Below are 13,852 nucleotides of genomic sequence, written 5' to 3'. Positions count from 1 at the left end.
CCGTGGTGCTGCTGGTGCGCGCGGGGGCGTAGGGCTTTGGTGGCAGGAGGCGCTTGTCTCTAGGGCGCCAGCGGCATTCTTACGTGCCCTCCGGGTTGCCGCAGCACTTCTGCATGAATGCCGCGATAGGCGGCGCGCAGGTGACGGCTACCGTTTGCAACAGCATGTGGGGCCCCGGGATAGTGATGGTTTGGCTGTTCAGGAGGTGTGCAAAGGGCTGTACGCTGGCGGCCGGAACAAGCCGGTCTTCGGCAGCGCGAATGGCCAGCAGCGGCACTTGCATGCACTGCATGTTCAATGCAGGCGGCTGCATGGCCTGAACAGCGCGATGCCGCAGAACATGGGGTGAGGCATGAGCTAGCGCACGCTTCAGCGCGGCTTGCAATTCAGGTGTCTCCCAGCGGCCCAGCAACCACCAACGCCATACCGCGGCCGGTATGGCGTGCAGACTCTTGGCGGGTAGGTTCTTGATCAATGGCAACCAGGGAGTGGCCCATGGCACCGCAGGGCCTGAAAAACTGGCTGCCAGCACCACGCCTTTGAGCTGTGTCGGCGGCTTCATGTGCATATCGCCCTGGCCACACCCAGCCAGCAACAGTGCCAGCGGGCCGCCAAAGGATTCACCCAGCAGTACAAAGGGGCGGTCGTGCGGAAGTTGCGGTTGCACCCAGTGCGCCAGGTCGGCATAGCCCATGGCACGATACGGCGGATAAGACACGAGTTGATGAACCAGTCCCTCCATTCCCTGTAATGAGCGAAGGCTTTGCGGCAGAGCGCCTTGCAATGCCGGACTTCCATCGATTCCAGGCAGGGTGACGAGACAGAGCGGTTGCTCCGGCACGTTGCTCAAGCCTCGCCGCCCTCATGCCGGGCCATGAACTGCGCGCCCGTCAGGGTGCACACCTCATTGGCCAGCGCGTAGTAGGCGGGCTTTTCGTCAATGTAGATCTGCTGGGTGAGTTGCAAGCCGTCCTCGTCCTGGAACAGGCCGGCAGACAGGTAGTGTGCATTGTTCTCCACCAGGCGGTAGAACAGGTGGGTGCCGCAGCGGCTGCAGAAGGCGCGCTCTGCCCATTCCGACGAGGCATAGCGGGTGACAGGGCCGCTCACTTCCACTTCGGTACCGCCTTCGAGGCTGAAGCCCGGGCCTCCATTCCAGCGCTGGCACATGGTGCAATGGCAGACATGAACCTGGAGAAAGGTGGGCGCAGTCACATGAACGGCACCACAGAGGCACTGGGCTTGCATGGCAGCTTCCTTGGAGAATGGGAGTGTGCCCGCATTCTAGACATGGTCGGCCGCCCGGCACAACTGTTCAGATGAGAATGGCGCCAGAGTGCCGGTGCTTAAGAATGTGTTTGCGATCTCTGTGCAGCCGGGTTGGAGTGCAATCGTGCAAGCGGGATGGGTTCGAAGCGCTGGGCCACAGCTTGCACCGGGGTGCAGGCAAGGGCCAGCGCGCAGAAATCGCCCGGTTTCACTCCACCCTGCAGTGCCCGTGTTACTGCAGGTCTCCCAGGTTGGTGGGCTGGCCGGGCAGATGGCGCTTGATCTGCGGGCGCTGCAGGCGGCGCTTGGGCTCCTTGCCCTGGGGCTGGTCGGGTGCGCGGCGCAGATAGATGCTGGTGACCAGGCCGGTGCTGCCATCGGATGCATTGGCCATGGTGAGGCGTCCGCCCATGCGTTGGACGGTCTTTTCGACGATGGAAAGACCCAGGCCTGCACCCGCTGCGGCGGTGCGGGCAGTATCGCCCCGGAAGAAGGGCTTGGTGAGGTTGGTCAGCTGGTCTGCGGATACGCCGGGGCCATGGTCTCGCATGCGGATGGTGACGGTGGTGTCGCTGAACTTGACGGTGATGTCCACCCGTGTGTAGTTGGTGCCCGGCGATTTGCCATAGCGGCGCGCATTTTCCAGCACGTTGGAGAGCACGCGCGAGAGTTCGATCTCATCGGCGCTGGCCATCAGCTCTTCTGGCACGGTCATGTTGATCTGCAGCTCCTGGTGGTCTTGCACGGCGTAGACGCAGGACGACACGACGCCATAGACGTTGACGGGAGTGAGCTTGGCGGCGTGATCGGGCCGCGCGTAATCCAGGAATTTGTCGATGGTGGCATCGAGCTGCACGATGTCGGCCACCATGTGCTCGCGGGCCACATCGTCGAACACGCTCATTTCGGTCTCCAGCCGCAGCCGCGCCAGCGGCGTGCGCAGGTCGTGCGAGATGCCCGCCAGCATGACCGCCCGGTCCTGCTCCAGCTTGGCCAGGCGTTCGCTCATGCGGTTGAAGCCGATGTTCACTTCACGGATTTCGCTGGTGACCGCGTCTTCGTCCAGCTGTGCCGCAAAATCGCCCTCGCGCAGGCGATTGGTGGCGCTTGACAGTTGCTTGAGCGGCCGGTTGATGAGGCCTGCGATCACGGCAGCGCCTGCCAGCGAGAGGGCTGCAGCCGTCAGCACCCAGATCAGCCAGGTCTTGCCGCCCGCAGGGTTGAAACGCGATGGCTCGATGAGGAACCAGTTCTGGTCGCCATCGATGGTAAAGCCCACCCACAGGCCTTCTTCGCGGTTGACGCTGCTGGCCACCACGGTTCCGGGGCCCAGGCGCCGTGTCAGCTCCTGCGTCAGGCGTGCGCCCAGCGGCGTAGAGGTATCCATGGGCTCGTAGGTGTCCTTGGGCTCGCGCGGGACGATGCGCACGCCTTCCTGGTCGGCCATGGTCTTGACGAGGGATACGCGGGCAATCGCGTCCGAGTGCAGCAGCGCAGCGCGGCTGAGGTTGACCAGCGAGGCAATCTGCTGCGCCGTCTGGATGGCACGCGGCTCGGTTTCCAGGGAGCGCAGGGTCTGCACCCAGGCCAGAATGCTGCCTGTCAGCAGAATGGCCAGCAGGAAGAAAGTGCGCCAGAACAGGTTGAGGCCCACGCGGGTGCGCTTGCTGGCGCGTGCTCGGGCACCGGCCGTGCCTTCCAGCGGTGTCAGGCCGGAGTGGTCTGCGTCGTGAGCGGGGTTGGATGCCATGAGGGAAATCAATTCAAAAAGGCTGTGCAATCTTCCAGCATTGTGCGCCATGCGCAAACGGAGCAGATGACGCTGAAAATCTGGGCACCGGCAAAGAAAAACCGCCCGCAGGGGCTCTGGGGGCGGTTGGCAACTCGTTCTCTATGGAGAGCGTGATCAGTTGGCGCCGTCTGGCACGAACACATAGCCTACGCCCCACACGGTCTGGATGTAGCGGGGCGCTGCGGGGTCGACTTCGACCAGCTTGCGCAGCCGCGAGACTTGCACGTCCAGGCTGCGGTCAAAGGGTTCGAACTCGCGGCCACGGGCCAGCAGGGCCAGCTTTTCACGCGACAGCGGCTGGCGCGGGTGGCGCACCAGGGTCTTGAGCATGGCGAATTCGCCCGTGGTCAGCGGCAGCTCTTCGCCATCCTTGGTCAGCACCCGGGTGCTCATGTCAAATGTGAAGGGGCCGAAGTTGACCACTTCGTTCTCGCCGGAAGGCGCACCAGGCGCTTCCTGGGGTGGGCGGCGGCGCAACACGGCGTGGATACGGGCCAGCAGTTCACGCGGGTTGAAAGGCTTGCCGATGTAGTCATCTGCGCCCACTTCCAGACCCACGATGCGGTCCACGTCTTCGCCTTTGGCGGTCAGCATGATGATGGGGGTGCGGTCATTGCTGGCGCGCAGGCGGCGGCAGATCGACAGGCCGTCTTCACCAGGCATCATCAGATCCAGCACGATCAGATCGACGGTTTCGCGCAGCAGGATGCGCTGCAGGCCCTTGCCGTCTTCGGCAATCATGACCTCGAAACCTTCATGCGACAGGTAGCGGCGCAGCAGGTCGCGGATACGGGCGTCGTCATCCACGACCAGAATTTTGTCTACACGGTTGGTTGCAGTCACCATGGGTGATTTCCTCCGACTGATTTGTAACTTTTACATTTTGACCGGTTTTTCAGAAAAAAAGCGTTTTCGGGCCAGAATTTGACGCTAAGTTACAAAATTTGCGTTACATATGCATGACTGAAAAGGCTATCAAGTTCTCAATTTTCGTTTTTTATCTCTATTTTTCGTGAAATTCCATCCATCTTTTCAGCTTCATATGAGCCTTTGAAAGATGTTTCAATGGTTATGCAATCAATGCATTAAATGGAAGGGGCGAAAAAAACGGCGCAATGCGCGCCGTTGTTGTGCAGGATTGAAGCCGCTTTTATTGGGCCACCCAGCCGCCGTCCATGTTCCAGGCGACGCCGCGCACATTGTTGGCAGCGGGCGAGCAGAAGAACACTGCAAGCTCGCCCAGCTCTTCCGGGGTGGTGAACTGCATTGAGGGCTCTTTTTCCCCCAGCAATAGCTTTTTGGCTTCTTCGTTGCCGATCTTGAGTTGTTCGGCTTTGGCGTCTACCTGCTTTTGCACCAGGGGGGTCAGCACCCAGCCGGGGCAGATGGCGTTGCAGGTGATGCCCGAGGCTGCATTTTCCAGTGCGGTCACCTTGGTCAGGCCCACAATGCCGTGCTTGGCCGCCACGTAGGCCGATTTGCCGGCAGAACCCACCAGGCCATGTACCGACGCCACATTGATGATGCGGCCCCAACCGGTTTTTTGCATGGCAGGCAATGCCAGGCGGCTGGTGTGGAAGGCGCTCGTCAGGTTGATGGCGATGACGGCGTCCCAGCGCTCCACGGGGAAATCCTGCACATTGGCCACATGCTGGATGCCGGCGTTGTTGACCAGAATGTCCACCTGGCCGAACTCCTGCGCGGCATAGGCAAACATGGCTTCGATGTCAGCGGCCTTGCTCATGTCGGCGCCATGGTAGCCAATGCGCGCGCCAGACCCGGCCATGGCATCGCGTACTTCGGCCTTCGGGCCTTCGGCGTCGCCAAAGCCATTGAGGATGATGTTGGCGCCCTGGCGCGCCAGTGCCTTCGCAATTCCCAGGCCGATGCCGCTTGTCGATCCGGTGACCAGCGCGGTTTTACCTTTCAGCATTCAGTATCTCCAGTTACTATTGGTTCATTCCCACCGGCCATCCTAAACCAAATGCAAGGGTGGCCTGCCACTTGGAAAACCATGCTTGAACAACCACGCTTGCAATATGTCACCTGTGCGGTCGCTGGCAATACGGAGGCAGGGCGGAGCAATGCCACCCACCGCATGGCCTATTGGGAATGGAACCATACCGGGGATCTGCGGCATCCGCATGTCATCGTCTGCGTGCATGGACTCACGCGGCAGGGGCGCGATTTTGATGCACTGGCCAGCCAACTGGCGCTGCATGCGCGGGTGATCTGCCCCGATGTGGTGGGGCGGGGCTACAGCGACTGGCTTGACAATCCCCAGGGCTACCAGGTGCCCTTGTACGTGGCCGACATGCTGGCGCTGCTGCAGCAGGTGCACAAGGCGGCCCCCATCGGCAGTCTCGATTGGATCGGCACGAGCATGGGTGGCCTGATCGGCATGGGGCTGGCGGGGGAAAAAAGCATTCAGCCGGTGTTGCCGGTGCCGATCCGGCGCCTGGTGTTGAACGATGTGGGGCCGGTCATCGAGCCGGCGTCGCTCGTCCGTATCGGTGGCTATGTCGGAAAGCACATGGTGTACGCCAGCGAAGCGCAGGCGGTGGAGGCGCTGTGGCAACTGTCCCGGGGTTTTGGCCCCCATACGCCGCAGGAATGGCTCGCGCTGTCGCGTCCGATGCTTCGGCCCGAAAGCGGTCTGGCAGTACGCCTGCATTACGACCCGGCCATTGGTGAGCCCATGCGGGCCATGACGCCGGAGATGGCAGCTGCGGGCGAGCAACTCCTCTGGCAGCTTTATGACAACATCGGTGCCGATACCTTGGTGCTGCGTGGCGCAGAATCGGACTTGCTTTCTGCCAAAACAGCCCAATCTATGGCGGAGCGCGGGCCCAGGGCCCGCGTCATTGAATTTGCAGGGGTCGGCCATGCGCCCACCCTGGTGTCTTTTGATCAAGTAGCTGCGGTGCTGGCCTTTTTGTGCGGTTCGTAGTGCATTCCTGGCGGGGGAGTGCAAGAGTGTGGTGACAACATGAAAAGTTTGACGGCAGTCGCTCAGCCTGCGCCCGGCGCAGAACATCTTCCGGCAGAGCCGGTTTCTCCTCTGGTGGCGGCAACCGCCCATGCATTGCCTGCGCAGGACGATGTGCTGGCCCGGGCGCGCTCCTTCGCGTTGCCCCTGATTGCCGAGGAAACCCTGGATACAGGTGAAAATGCGCTGCAGCACGCCGATGCGGTAGCGGCCATCCTCAAGCACATTGGTGGCTCCGAAGCGATGCAGGCGGCAGCCTATCTGGTGCATGCCAGCGAACAGCTGAACAAGCCGCGCGAAGTCATCGGCAAGGTGTTTGGCGAAAGCTATGCATCGCTGGCAGTCGAGACCGTTGCGCTGATGAAGGTGCAGGCCCAGGCGCGCCAGGCCGATGCAGGCCATCTGGTGGACGATCCGGCCACCCAGACCGAGAACATCCGCAAGATGCTGCTGGCGTTTTCGCGTGACCTGCGGGTGGTGATGCTGCGGCTCACCTCACGCCTGCAGACCCTGCGCTGGTACGCCGCCAGCAAAAGGCCGGTGTCGCCGGCCATTGCGCGCGAGAGCCTGCAGGTGTTTGCGCCACTGGCCAACCGGCTGGGTATCTGGCAGATCAAATGGGAGCTGGAAGACCTGTCCTTCCGCTTTCTGGAGCCCGACACCTACAAGAAGATAGCAAAGCTGTTGGACCAGACCCGTGTGGAGCGCGAGCTGTACATGGTGACCCTGCGCGAGCGGCTCGAATCGGCGCTGCGTTCCCACAGCATCAGTGCCACCGTGGCGGGCAGGCCCAAGCACATCTACAGCATCATCAAGAAGATGCGAGGCAAGTCGCTGGATTTCGAGCAACTGTTCGATATCCGCGCTTTGCGTGTGGTAGTGCCCACGGTGAAGGACTGCTACGCAGCCTTGTCGTTTGTGCACGAGACATTCGCGCCCATCGAGTCTGAATTCGACGACTACATTGCCAAGCCCAAGCCCAACGGCTATCAATCGCTGCACACCGTGGTGCGCGATGACAATGGCAAGGCCATTGAAATCCAGATCCGCACCCAGGCCATGCATGACCATGCCGAAAATGGCGTGGCAGCGCACTGGGCCTACAAGGAAGCTGGAGCCAAGGGCTATGCTGGCGTTACTGCCAGCAGTGATTACGACGCCAAGATTGCCGTGCTGCGCCAGTTGCTGGCATGGCGCAAGGATCTGGTCGGGCAGACGCAGGACAGCGGCCTGTTTGATGACCATATCTACGTGTTGACTCCGGACGCGGCCGTGATTGAGCTGCCCCAGGGCGCCACCCCGGTCGATTTTGCCTACTCCGTCCACACCGAGCTGGGCCACCGCTGCCGCGGTGCCAAGGTTGATGGGCAGATGGTGCCGCTCAACACCGCGCTGCAGAACGGCCAGACGGTGGAGGTGGTTGCTGTCAAGGAAGGGCGGCCATCGCGCGACTGGCTCAATGCCGAGCTGGGCTACCTGGTCAGCTCGCGTGCCAAGGCAAAGGTGCGCGCCTGGTTCAATGCACAGATCACCCACGAGAACGTGAGTCGGGGCCGCGAACTGGTGGAGAAACTGCTGCAGCGGGAAGGCAAGACGTCTCTCAAGCACGATGACCTGGCGGAGCAACTGGGTTTCAAGACTGCGGAAGCCTTGTTCGAGGTCGTCGGCAAAGACGAGCTATCGCTGCGTGCCATCGAAAACATACTGCGCCCGCCCGAACCCCAGGCGCCGCAGGACGAATTTCTGCTCAACCGCCCGCGCAAGGCAAGCGATGGCGCTGGCAAGGGCGGGGTTTTGGTGGTGGGTGTCGATTCACTGATGACCCAACTGGCCAAATGCTGCAAGCCAGCGCCTCCGGATGTGATTGGCGGTTTTGTCACCCGCGGCAAGGGCGTGAGCGTGCACCGTTGCGACTGCAGCAATTTCCGGGAGATGCGCGCGCGCAATCCGGAGCGCGTGATCGAAGTCGAGTGGGGCTACGGTGGACGCCAGGCAGCCAGCGAAGCCGTGTATCCCGTGGATGTGGCGGTGGAGGCGCACGATCGCCAGGGCCTGCTGCGCGATATTTCCGAAGTCTTTGCCAGGGACAAGACGAATGTGATCGGCGTGCAGACCCAGTCTGTCAAAGGAACGGCCTGGATGACTTTCACCGTGGAGATTTCGGATTCGGGCCGGCTGGCCAAGGTGCTGGCCGCCGTGGCCACGGTTTCTGGCGTGCGTTCGGCGCGGCGGCGGTAGTCTCTGATGTGCTCGGACCGGTAAAAACGCAGATTTTGGAAAAAGTAGCCATGTTTGCCAGAACGCTGAATTTTTCGGTCTATAATTCAAGTCTTCAACGACAGGCGCGTAGCTCAGCTGGTTAGAGCACCACCTTGACATGGTGGGGGTCGTTGGTTCGAGTCCAATCGCGCCTACCAAATTTTGCAAGCAAAACCAGTGCTTGCAGCAAAAGCCCGCTCACAGCGGGCTTTTTTGCGTCTGTCCTGCGATGGATCGCCTATGAATGGCGCATGGAGTGCACAGGCCGCTCGCGCATAATGCATTGCAAAACTACCAGTGCAAAGGAATTCCTGTGTCAAAACTAGCCATGGCTGTGTGGGGGTTGGTTGTCTCGATGGGCGGTATATCCGGCAATGCCTGGGCCATCAACAAATGTGTGGATGCCAATGGACGCACCAGTTTTCAGGACGAGCCGTGTGCGGCGGGGCAAAAGGCGGAGGAGCTGGTGGTGACGCCTTCAAGCAAAGGTATCAATCCTTCTGAGGGCAGCAAGCCGCTTGCGCAACGCCCCTCTTCACAGCCGGCCGGGACAGCAGCTCCGGCAGCGCAGCCGGCGGCTGCAGAGCGCCCGAGCGATTGCCCCAGCATGCAAGAGATGCAGAAGCTGCAGGTGGAGGCGGATTCGGTTGCGTTGCCGCTGCCCATTCGCAACCAGAAGCGTCAGGATTTTGAAGCGCTCAAGCAGCGCTGCGGTTAAGCAGTCCTGGTGGGTGGTGCAAGCATTGCCACCACGGTGGCTGCGGGCAGGGCGCGTCCAAACAGGTAGCCCTGGCCAATGCGGCACCCAGCGCTTATGAGCGCCGTGCGCTGTTCCTGGGTCTCGATGCCCTCGGCCACGATATCGAGCGACAGATCGGTGCCCAGTTGGCACATGGCCTTGACGATGGCGAGAATGGCGCGTTCATGGGTCATGCGCTGCACAAAGCTCTTGTCGATTTTCAGGCAATCGACGGGGTAGTCGCGCAGGTCGGTAAAGGATGAGTGGCCGGTGCCAAAGTCATCCAGTGCAATGCGCACACCTGCCTTCTTGAGCAGAGTCAACGCGCGGGCGACGAGTTCCGAGCCGCGGTCGCCAAGGATGTATTCCGTGATCTCCAACTCCACCAGATGGGGCGGGACGCGGTGTTGGTGCATGCGTTCGAGCATGCGCTCGGCGAAGTTGTCGCGCAGGAACTCGACCGGCGCCGCATTGATGGAAATGGGTGGTACTGCCATGCCATGCGCCAGCCACCGGGTCATGTCGTCAAATACCCGTGTCTGCATGGCGTCGCTGATCCTGGTGGCCAGTTCGTAGTCCTTGAATGCCTCCGCGACTGTGTGAGGTAGTTGCACATCGCCTTGAGGTGGTTGCCAGCGCAGCAGGGCTTCGAACCCGACGACTTCGCCTGTGTCGATATTGACTTTGGGCTGGTAATAGGGCTTGATGAGCTGATTGCGCACGATCTCTCGGGCCTGATGAACCTGTGAAGCCGCGCGCATTGCGGCCTCGTGCATCTCCTTGCTGAACAGGCGCACACCACCACGACCAATCGCTTTCATGTCGTTCAAGGCAGTGTCGGCGCATTTGAGCAGCCCGGATGTATCGCTCGCATCGCGGGGATACAGGGCGCAGCCAATGCTCATGCCGCCATTGATGGGCTTGCCGGCGTAGGTGATGGGGGTGTTGATTTGCTGGCGAACGATTTCCGCCAGGTTCAGCAGGTCGTTTTCGTCCGCAATATGGCGGACTGCAATCGCAAATTCGTCGCCACCCAGGCGAGCAAGCACCGAGTCGGGGGAGAGCAGGGCAGCCAACCTGCGGGAGAGTACGCGCAGCAGGTGGTCCCCCGCGACATGGCCGAGGGTGTCGTTGATGTACTTGAAATGGTCCAGATCCAGCAGCATGACGCCAAACTGCAGGTCATGATCGCGGGCATGCTTGATGATCTGCTGAACCTTGGCCTTGAACACGCGGCGATTGGGCAAACCGGTCAGGTCGTCCTGTTCATTGGCTTCGCGCATGTGCAGAGCGGTTTCCCGCTCCACGGTCACATCGCGTGATACGCAGAGAATGGCGGTGGTGTTGCCATCGGCCGCCTTGATGGGCGTCAAGACGTTGTCCCAATGCTGTGGCTTTTGCCCGGCGATCAGGCTGGTGCCTTCAAATCGGGCGTTCTTGCCGGCTGCAGCCTGCTGCAAGGCGCGTTTGCCGCGCGGGCGCACTTCTGGCGGCAGCAAGTCAAGCCATTGCATGCCGAAGCCCGATTCTGGTGCAATCCCGAGTGCATCGCAGCCGAATCTGTTCATGTGCGCCAACGAGCCATCGGGGCGGATGACCTTGATGCAATCCATGCTGACATCCAGCATCTGGGACTGGGCCAGCACCTCTTGCTGCAAGAGATGGGAGCGCTCGACCTGGTCCTGGATATCGACAGCATTGACCAGCCATGTGGACTCGCCGCCTTCCAGCGCAACAGGATAGGCCTGGACGCGGCACCAGCGATACGTGCCCGAGTGATGGTGCAGACGCGCATCGCATTCCATATGACCGGAGGTGTCGGTGCCCGGCTGGGTCTGGCCTGACTGGGTCTGGCCTGACTGGGTCTGGCTCAGCCATTGCTGCTGTACCGTGCCGCGCTCCAGAGGATGAATCTGGGCCGTCCAGTCGATTGCCGAATCCGTATCTTCCAGGCCTCCCCATTGCTGCCAGGCAGGATTCCAGTGAGCAGCCTGATGGGCGCTGCCTTGCATCCAGGTCAACTGAGGCATGCAATCTGCCATGGCCTGCAACTGGATGAATGTCGGGGCGGCTGGTGCATTACCTGTGGGGCAGGCCGTGGCAGCAGCGGTGGAGCGCTGTGGGCGGTGCCGGTAGTGCAGAGGGGTTGTCACGGAGAAAGGTCGGTGAGCGGCGAACCCAAGGTTACGCCTTTGATTTTGTTAAAAAGAGTATAACCATTCCTTTTTCCTATTACCGTAGAAAAAAGCGACAGATTGCTGCTGTTTGTGAATAGGGAAGGCTTTTGCTTACATTCCTTCCGCGCACCCATAGCGAAGTTGTTATCGGTGCCATGCATCCGATGAACTATATTTACAATCTTAGTAATTGTTTTTATCTATAAATTCATAGATAAAATTAATAAAAAACCAAATGCCATGGGGTTGATCGGTTGCAGCAATGTACATCGGCTGCCGAAGACGATGTCTGTCGACCGTTCTATCAGGGTAAGTGCTGCGGCGCAATAAAGGACGCGCCTCACTACAATCCTAGGCATGGCACCTTGGTGCCGATCATATTGATGCGATGGGCGTCAGTACCTTGTTCCAGCCAGAATCAGACAGGAGATCCGCGTGTCGGAAAACAATCCAGGAAATGCAGCCGCTTCCGAGCGCGTCATCAAGAAGTATCCCAACCGTCGTCTGTACGATACCCAGACTTCCGCCTATATCACGCTTGCCGAAGTCAAGGGGCTGGTGATGCAGAATGAGCCGATCATCGTCAAGGACGCCAAGACCGGTGAAGACCTGACACGCAGCATCCTGCTGCAGATCATTCTGGAAGAGGAGGCGGGCGGCGCGCCCATGTTCACCGAGGCCATGCTGGCCAACATTATCCGTTTCTATGGCCATGCCATGCAGGGTTTCATGGGCTCGTACCTGGAGCGCAACGTGCAGATGTTCACCGAGATGCAATCGCGCTTTGCCGACCAGATGAAGGGCGCGGCGCCTGATGCGTGGCGCAACCTCATGGGCATGCAGGACATGTCGGCTGCCGCGGGCACCTATCAGGCGCAGTCGCAGCAGTTTTTTCAGCAGATGCAGGAGCAGATGCAAAAGCAGACGGAGCAGATGCTGGCAGCCTTTGGCGTCAAGCGGTCCTGAGCAGCTCCCTATCGGAAGTGGTTTTTGGCACGGGTGCCACCGGGTTTTCATCAAAATTGATAGCTGATCCCGCCTGCGTGGTATGCGCTGGCGGGTATTTTTATGGGCTTGGAGCAAGGCAATGTGACAGGCACGCTGCCGCGCACAAACCCTAGCGCTGCGGAGTTTCACGCAAAACTGCGAAAATACCCGCCCTATGACCGAAACCATCACCCCCGCGAACTCCGTCCCCGGCACAGCCAAGGTCCCCAAAGTGGGCTTCGTGTCGTTGGGCTGCCCCAAGGCTCTGACCGACAGCGAACTGATCCTGACGCAATTGAGCGCAGAGGGCTACCAGACCTCCAAGACCTTCGAGGGCGCGGATCTGGTGATCGTGAACACCTGTGGCTTCATTGACGACGCCGTCAAGGAAAGCCTGGACACGATTGGCGAAGCGCTGGCCGAGAACGGCAAGGTGATTGTGACCGGCTGCCTCGGCGCGAAGACGGGCGAGGACGGCGGCAACATGGTCAAGCAGATGCACCCCAGCGTGCTGGCGGTGACCGGGCCACACGCCACGCAGGAGGTGATGGATGCGGTGCACACCAATCTGCCCAAGCCCCATGACCCGTTCATCGATCTGGTGCCTGGCAGCTTTGGTGAAGCCGGCATCAAGCTCACCCCCAAGCACTATGCGTACCTGAAGATCAGCGAGGGCTGCAACCACCGCTGCACTTTCTGCATCATTCCGTCGATGCGGGGCGACCTGGTCAGCCGCCCGATCGGCGACGTGCTCAAGGAAGCCAAGGCGCTGTTTGACGGCGGCGTGAAGGAGTTGCTGGTGATCAGCCAGGACACCTCTGCCTATGGCGTGGATGTGAAATACCGCACGGGCTTCTGGGATGGGAAACCCGTCAAGACCCGCATGCTGGAGCTGGTGCAGACGCTCGGCGAGCTTGCCAAGCCCTATGGCGCCTGGGTGCGCCTGCACTACGTCTACCCTTATCCGACTGTCGATGCCATCCTGCCGCTGATGGCGCAGGGTCTGGTACTGCCTTATCTGGACGTGCCCCTGCAGCACAGCCATCCTGATGTATTGCGGCGCATGAAGCGTCCCGCCAGCGGCGAAAAGAACCTCGAACGCATCATGGAGTGGCGCAAGATCTGCCCCGAACTGGTGATTCGCTCCACTTTCATTGCAGGCTTTCCGGGTGAGACCGAAGAAGAGTTCGAGCACTTGCTGGATTTCATCCGCGAAGCCGAGATCGACCGCGCTGGCTGTTTTGCCTACAGCCCGGTGGACGGTGCAACCGCCAACGACCTGCCCGGCATGCTGCCGCAGGAGGTGCGCGAGGCGCGCCGCGCCCGTTTCATGGAGGTGGCCGAAGAAGTGTCTGCCAAACGTCTGGAGCGCCGTGTGGGCCAGACCATGCAGGTGCTGGTGGACAAATCCATCGGTCTGGGCAAGAAGGGTGGCGTGGCCCGCACCTATGCCGATGCACCTGAAATCGATGGCGTGGTTCACCTGATGCCGCCTGAAAAGGCCAGCAAGACCTACAAGGTCGGCGAGCTGATCAAAGTGCGCATCCTGCGCAGCCAGGGGCACGACCTGGTGGGCATTCCCGTTTAAGAACGTGTTTACGATCTCTACGCAGCCGCGTTGGAGTGCAATCGGGATGAGT

At 60.7% G+C, this 13,852-nt stretch carries 11 protein-coding genes and 1 tRNA gene; 6 read left to right on the top strand and 6 right to left on the bottom strand.

The window, feature by feature from the left end; all coding sequences use genetic code 11:
• Positions 1 to 79 precede the first annotated feature (79 nt).
• The 5 genes from ACH2DG_RS20265 to ACH2DG_RS20245 all read right to left on the bottom strand — a co-directional run bounded on the left by ACH2DG_RS20265 (position 80) and on the right by ACH2DG_RS20245 (position 4,994).
• Positions 80 to 694 (bottom strand): alpha/beta fold hydrolase, encoded by a 615-nt coding sequence (locus tag ACH2DG_RS20265; protein ID WP_395028356.1) that lies wholly within the window; start codon positions 692 to 694, stop codon positions 80 to 82.
• A gap of 152 nt (positions 695 to 846) precedes the next feature.
• Positions 847 to 1,248 (bottom strand): GFA family protein, encoded by a 402-nt coding sequence (locus ACH2DG_RS20260; protein ID WP_224149860.1) that lies wholly within the window; start codon positions 1,246 to 1,248, stop codon positions 847 to 849.
• 253 nt (positions 1,249 to 1,501) lie between these two features.
• A complete protein-coding gene (locus tag ACH2DG_RS20255) occupies positions 1,502 to 3,019 on the bottom strand; it encodes an ATP-binding protein (protein ID WP_395028355.1) in 1,518 nt (505 codons plus the stop codon).
• A gap of 156 nt (positions 3,020 to 3,175) precedes the next feature.
• Positions 3,176 to 3,907, bottom strand: coding sequence for a two-component system response regulator OmpR (gene ompR, locus ACH2DG_RS20250; RefSeq protein ID WP_021027409.1), 732 nt, complete (start codon positions 3,905 to 3,907; stop codon positions 3,176 to 3,178).
• Between the two features lie 304 nt (positions 3,908 to 4,211).
• Complete coding sequence (locus ACH2DG_RS20245) at positions 4,212 to 4,994, bottom strand: 3-hydroxybutyrate dehydrogenase (protein ID WP_395028354.1); 783 nt, start codon at positions 4,992 to 4,994, stop codon at positions 4,212 to 4,214.
• Positions 4,995 to 5,075: 81 nt separating this feature from the next.
• On the opposite strand from ACH2DG_RS20245, the gene ACH2DG_RS20240 reads away from it, so the two are divergent.
• The 4 genes from ACH2DG_RS20240 (at position 5,076) to ACH2DG_RS20225 (ending at position 9,027) form a co-directional block, all read left to right on the top strand.
• Positions 5,076 to 6,011 (top strand): alpha/beta fold hydrolase, encoded by a 936-nt coding sequence (locus ACH2DG_RS20240; RefSeq protein WP_395028353.1) that lies wholly within the window; start codon positions 5,076 to 5,078, stop codon positions 6,009 to 6,011.
• Between the two features lie 39 nt (positions 6,012 to 6,050).
• Positions 6,051 to 8,288 carry a RelA/SpoT family protein gene (locus tag ACH2DG_RS20235; protein ID WP_395028351.1) on the top strand — a complete coding sequence of 746 codons (2,238 nt, stop codon included), beginning with the start codon at positions 6,051 to 6,053 and terminating at the stop codon, positions 8,286 to 8,288.
• Between the two features lie 102 nt (positions 8,289 to 8,390).
• A tRNA-Val gene (locus ACH2DG_RS20230) sits at positions 8,391 to 8,467 on the top strand.
• 155 nt (positions 8,468 to 8,622) lie between these two features.
• Complete coding sequence (locus tag ACH2DG_RS20225) at positions 8,623 to 9,027, top strand: DUF4124 domain-containing protein (protein WP_395028349.1); 405 nt, start codon at positions 8,623 to 8,625, stop codon at positions 9,025 to 9,027.
• Here ACH2DG_RS20225 and ACH2DG_RS20220 read toward each other — a convergent pair.
• Positions 9,024 to 11,201, bottom strand: a complete 2,178-nt coding sequence (locus ACH2DG_RS20220) for an EAL domain-containing protein (RefSeq protein ID WP_395028348.1) — start codon at positions 11,199 to 11,201, stop codon at positions 9,024 to 9,026. The two genes, ACH2DG_RS20225 and ACH2DG_RS20220, sit on opposite strands and share 4 nt — an antisense overlap.
• Positions 11,202 to 11,660: 459 nt before the next feature.
• Between ACH2DG_RS20220 and phaR the strand changes: the two genes are divergently transcribed.
• Both phaR and rimO read left to right on the top strand, forming a co-directional pair.
• Complete coding sequence (phaR, locus tag ACH2DG_RS20215; protein ID WP_395028346.1) at positions 11,661 to 12,191, top strand: polyhydroxyalkanoate synthesis repressor PhaR; 531 nt, start codon at positions 11,661 to 11,663, stop codon at positions 12,189 to 12,191.
• Between the two features lie 196 nt (positions 12,192 to 12,387).
• On the top strand, positions 12,388 to 13,800 hold the full coding sequence (rimO, locus tag ACH2DG_RS20210) for a 30S ribosomal protein S12 methylthiotransferase RimO (RefSeq protein ID WP_395028345.1): 1,413 nt from the start codon (positions 12,388 to 12,390) through the stop codon (positions 13,798 to 13,800).
• Positions 13,801 to 13,852: the final 52 nt, after the last annotated feature.

It is taken from the genome of Comamonas odontotermitis (genome assembly GCF_040396735.1).
Taxonomy (GTDB): domain Bacteria; phylum Pseudomonadota; class Gammaproteobacteria; order Burkholderiales; family Burkholderiaceae_C; genus Comamonas; species Comamonas odontotermitis_C.
The sequence above is the reverse complement of the archived record's forward strand: the minus strand, read 5'-3'. Positions and strand labels throughout refer to the sequence as shown.

What these genes read in the sequence shown, in the direction of transcription:
- ACH2DG_RS20265 (WP_395028356.1), bottom strand. Translation starts at nt 694, where the DNA reads ATGGGCTATGCCGACCTGGCGCACTGGGTGCAACCGCAACTTCCGCAC.
- ACH2DG_RS20260 (WP_224149860.1), bottom strand. Translation starts at nt 1,248, where the DNA reads ATGCAAGCCCAGTGCCTCTGTGGTGCCGTTCATGTGACTGCGCCCACC.
- ACH2DG_RS20255 (WP_395028355.1), bottom strand. Translation starts at nt 3,019, where the DNA reads ATGGCATCCAACCCCGCTCACGACGCAGACCACTCCGGCCTGACACCG.
- ompR (WP_021027409.1), bottom strand. Translation starts at nt 3,907, where the DNA reads ATGGTGACTGCAACCAACCGTGTAGACAAAATTCTGGTCGTGGATGAC.
- ACH2DG_RS20245 (WP_395028354.1), bottom strand. Translation starts at nt 4,994, where the DNA reads ATGCTGAAAGGTAAAACCGCGCTGGTCACCGGATCGACAAGCGGCATC.
- ACH2DG_RS20240 (WP_395028353.1), top strand. Translation starts at nt 5,076, where the DNA reads ATGCTTGAACAACCACGCTTGCAATATGTCACCTGTGCGGTCGCTGGC.
- ACH2DG_RS20235 (WP_395028351.1), top strand. Translation starts at nt 6,051, where the DNA reads ATGAAAAGTTTGACGGCAGTCGCTCAGCCTGCGCCCGGCGCAGAACAT.
- rimO (WP_395028345.1), top strand. Translation starts at nt 12,388, where the DNA reads ATGACCGAAACCATCACCCCCGCGAACTCCGTCCCCGGCACAGCCAAG.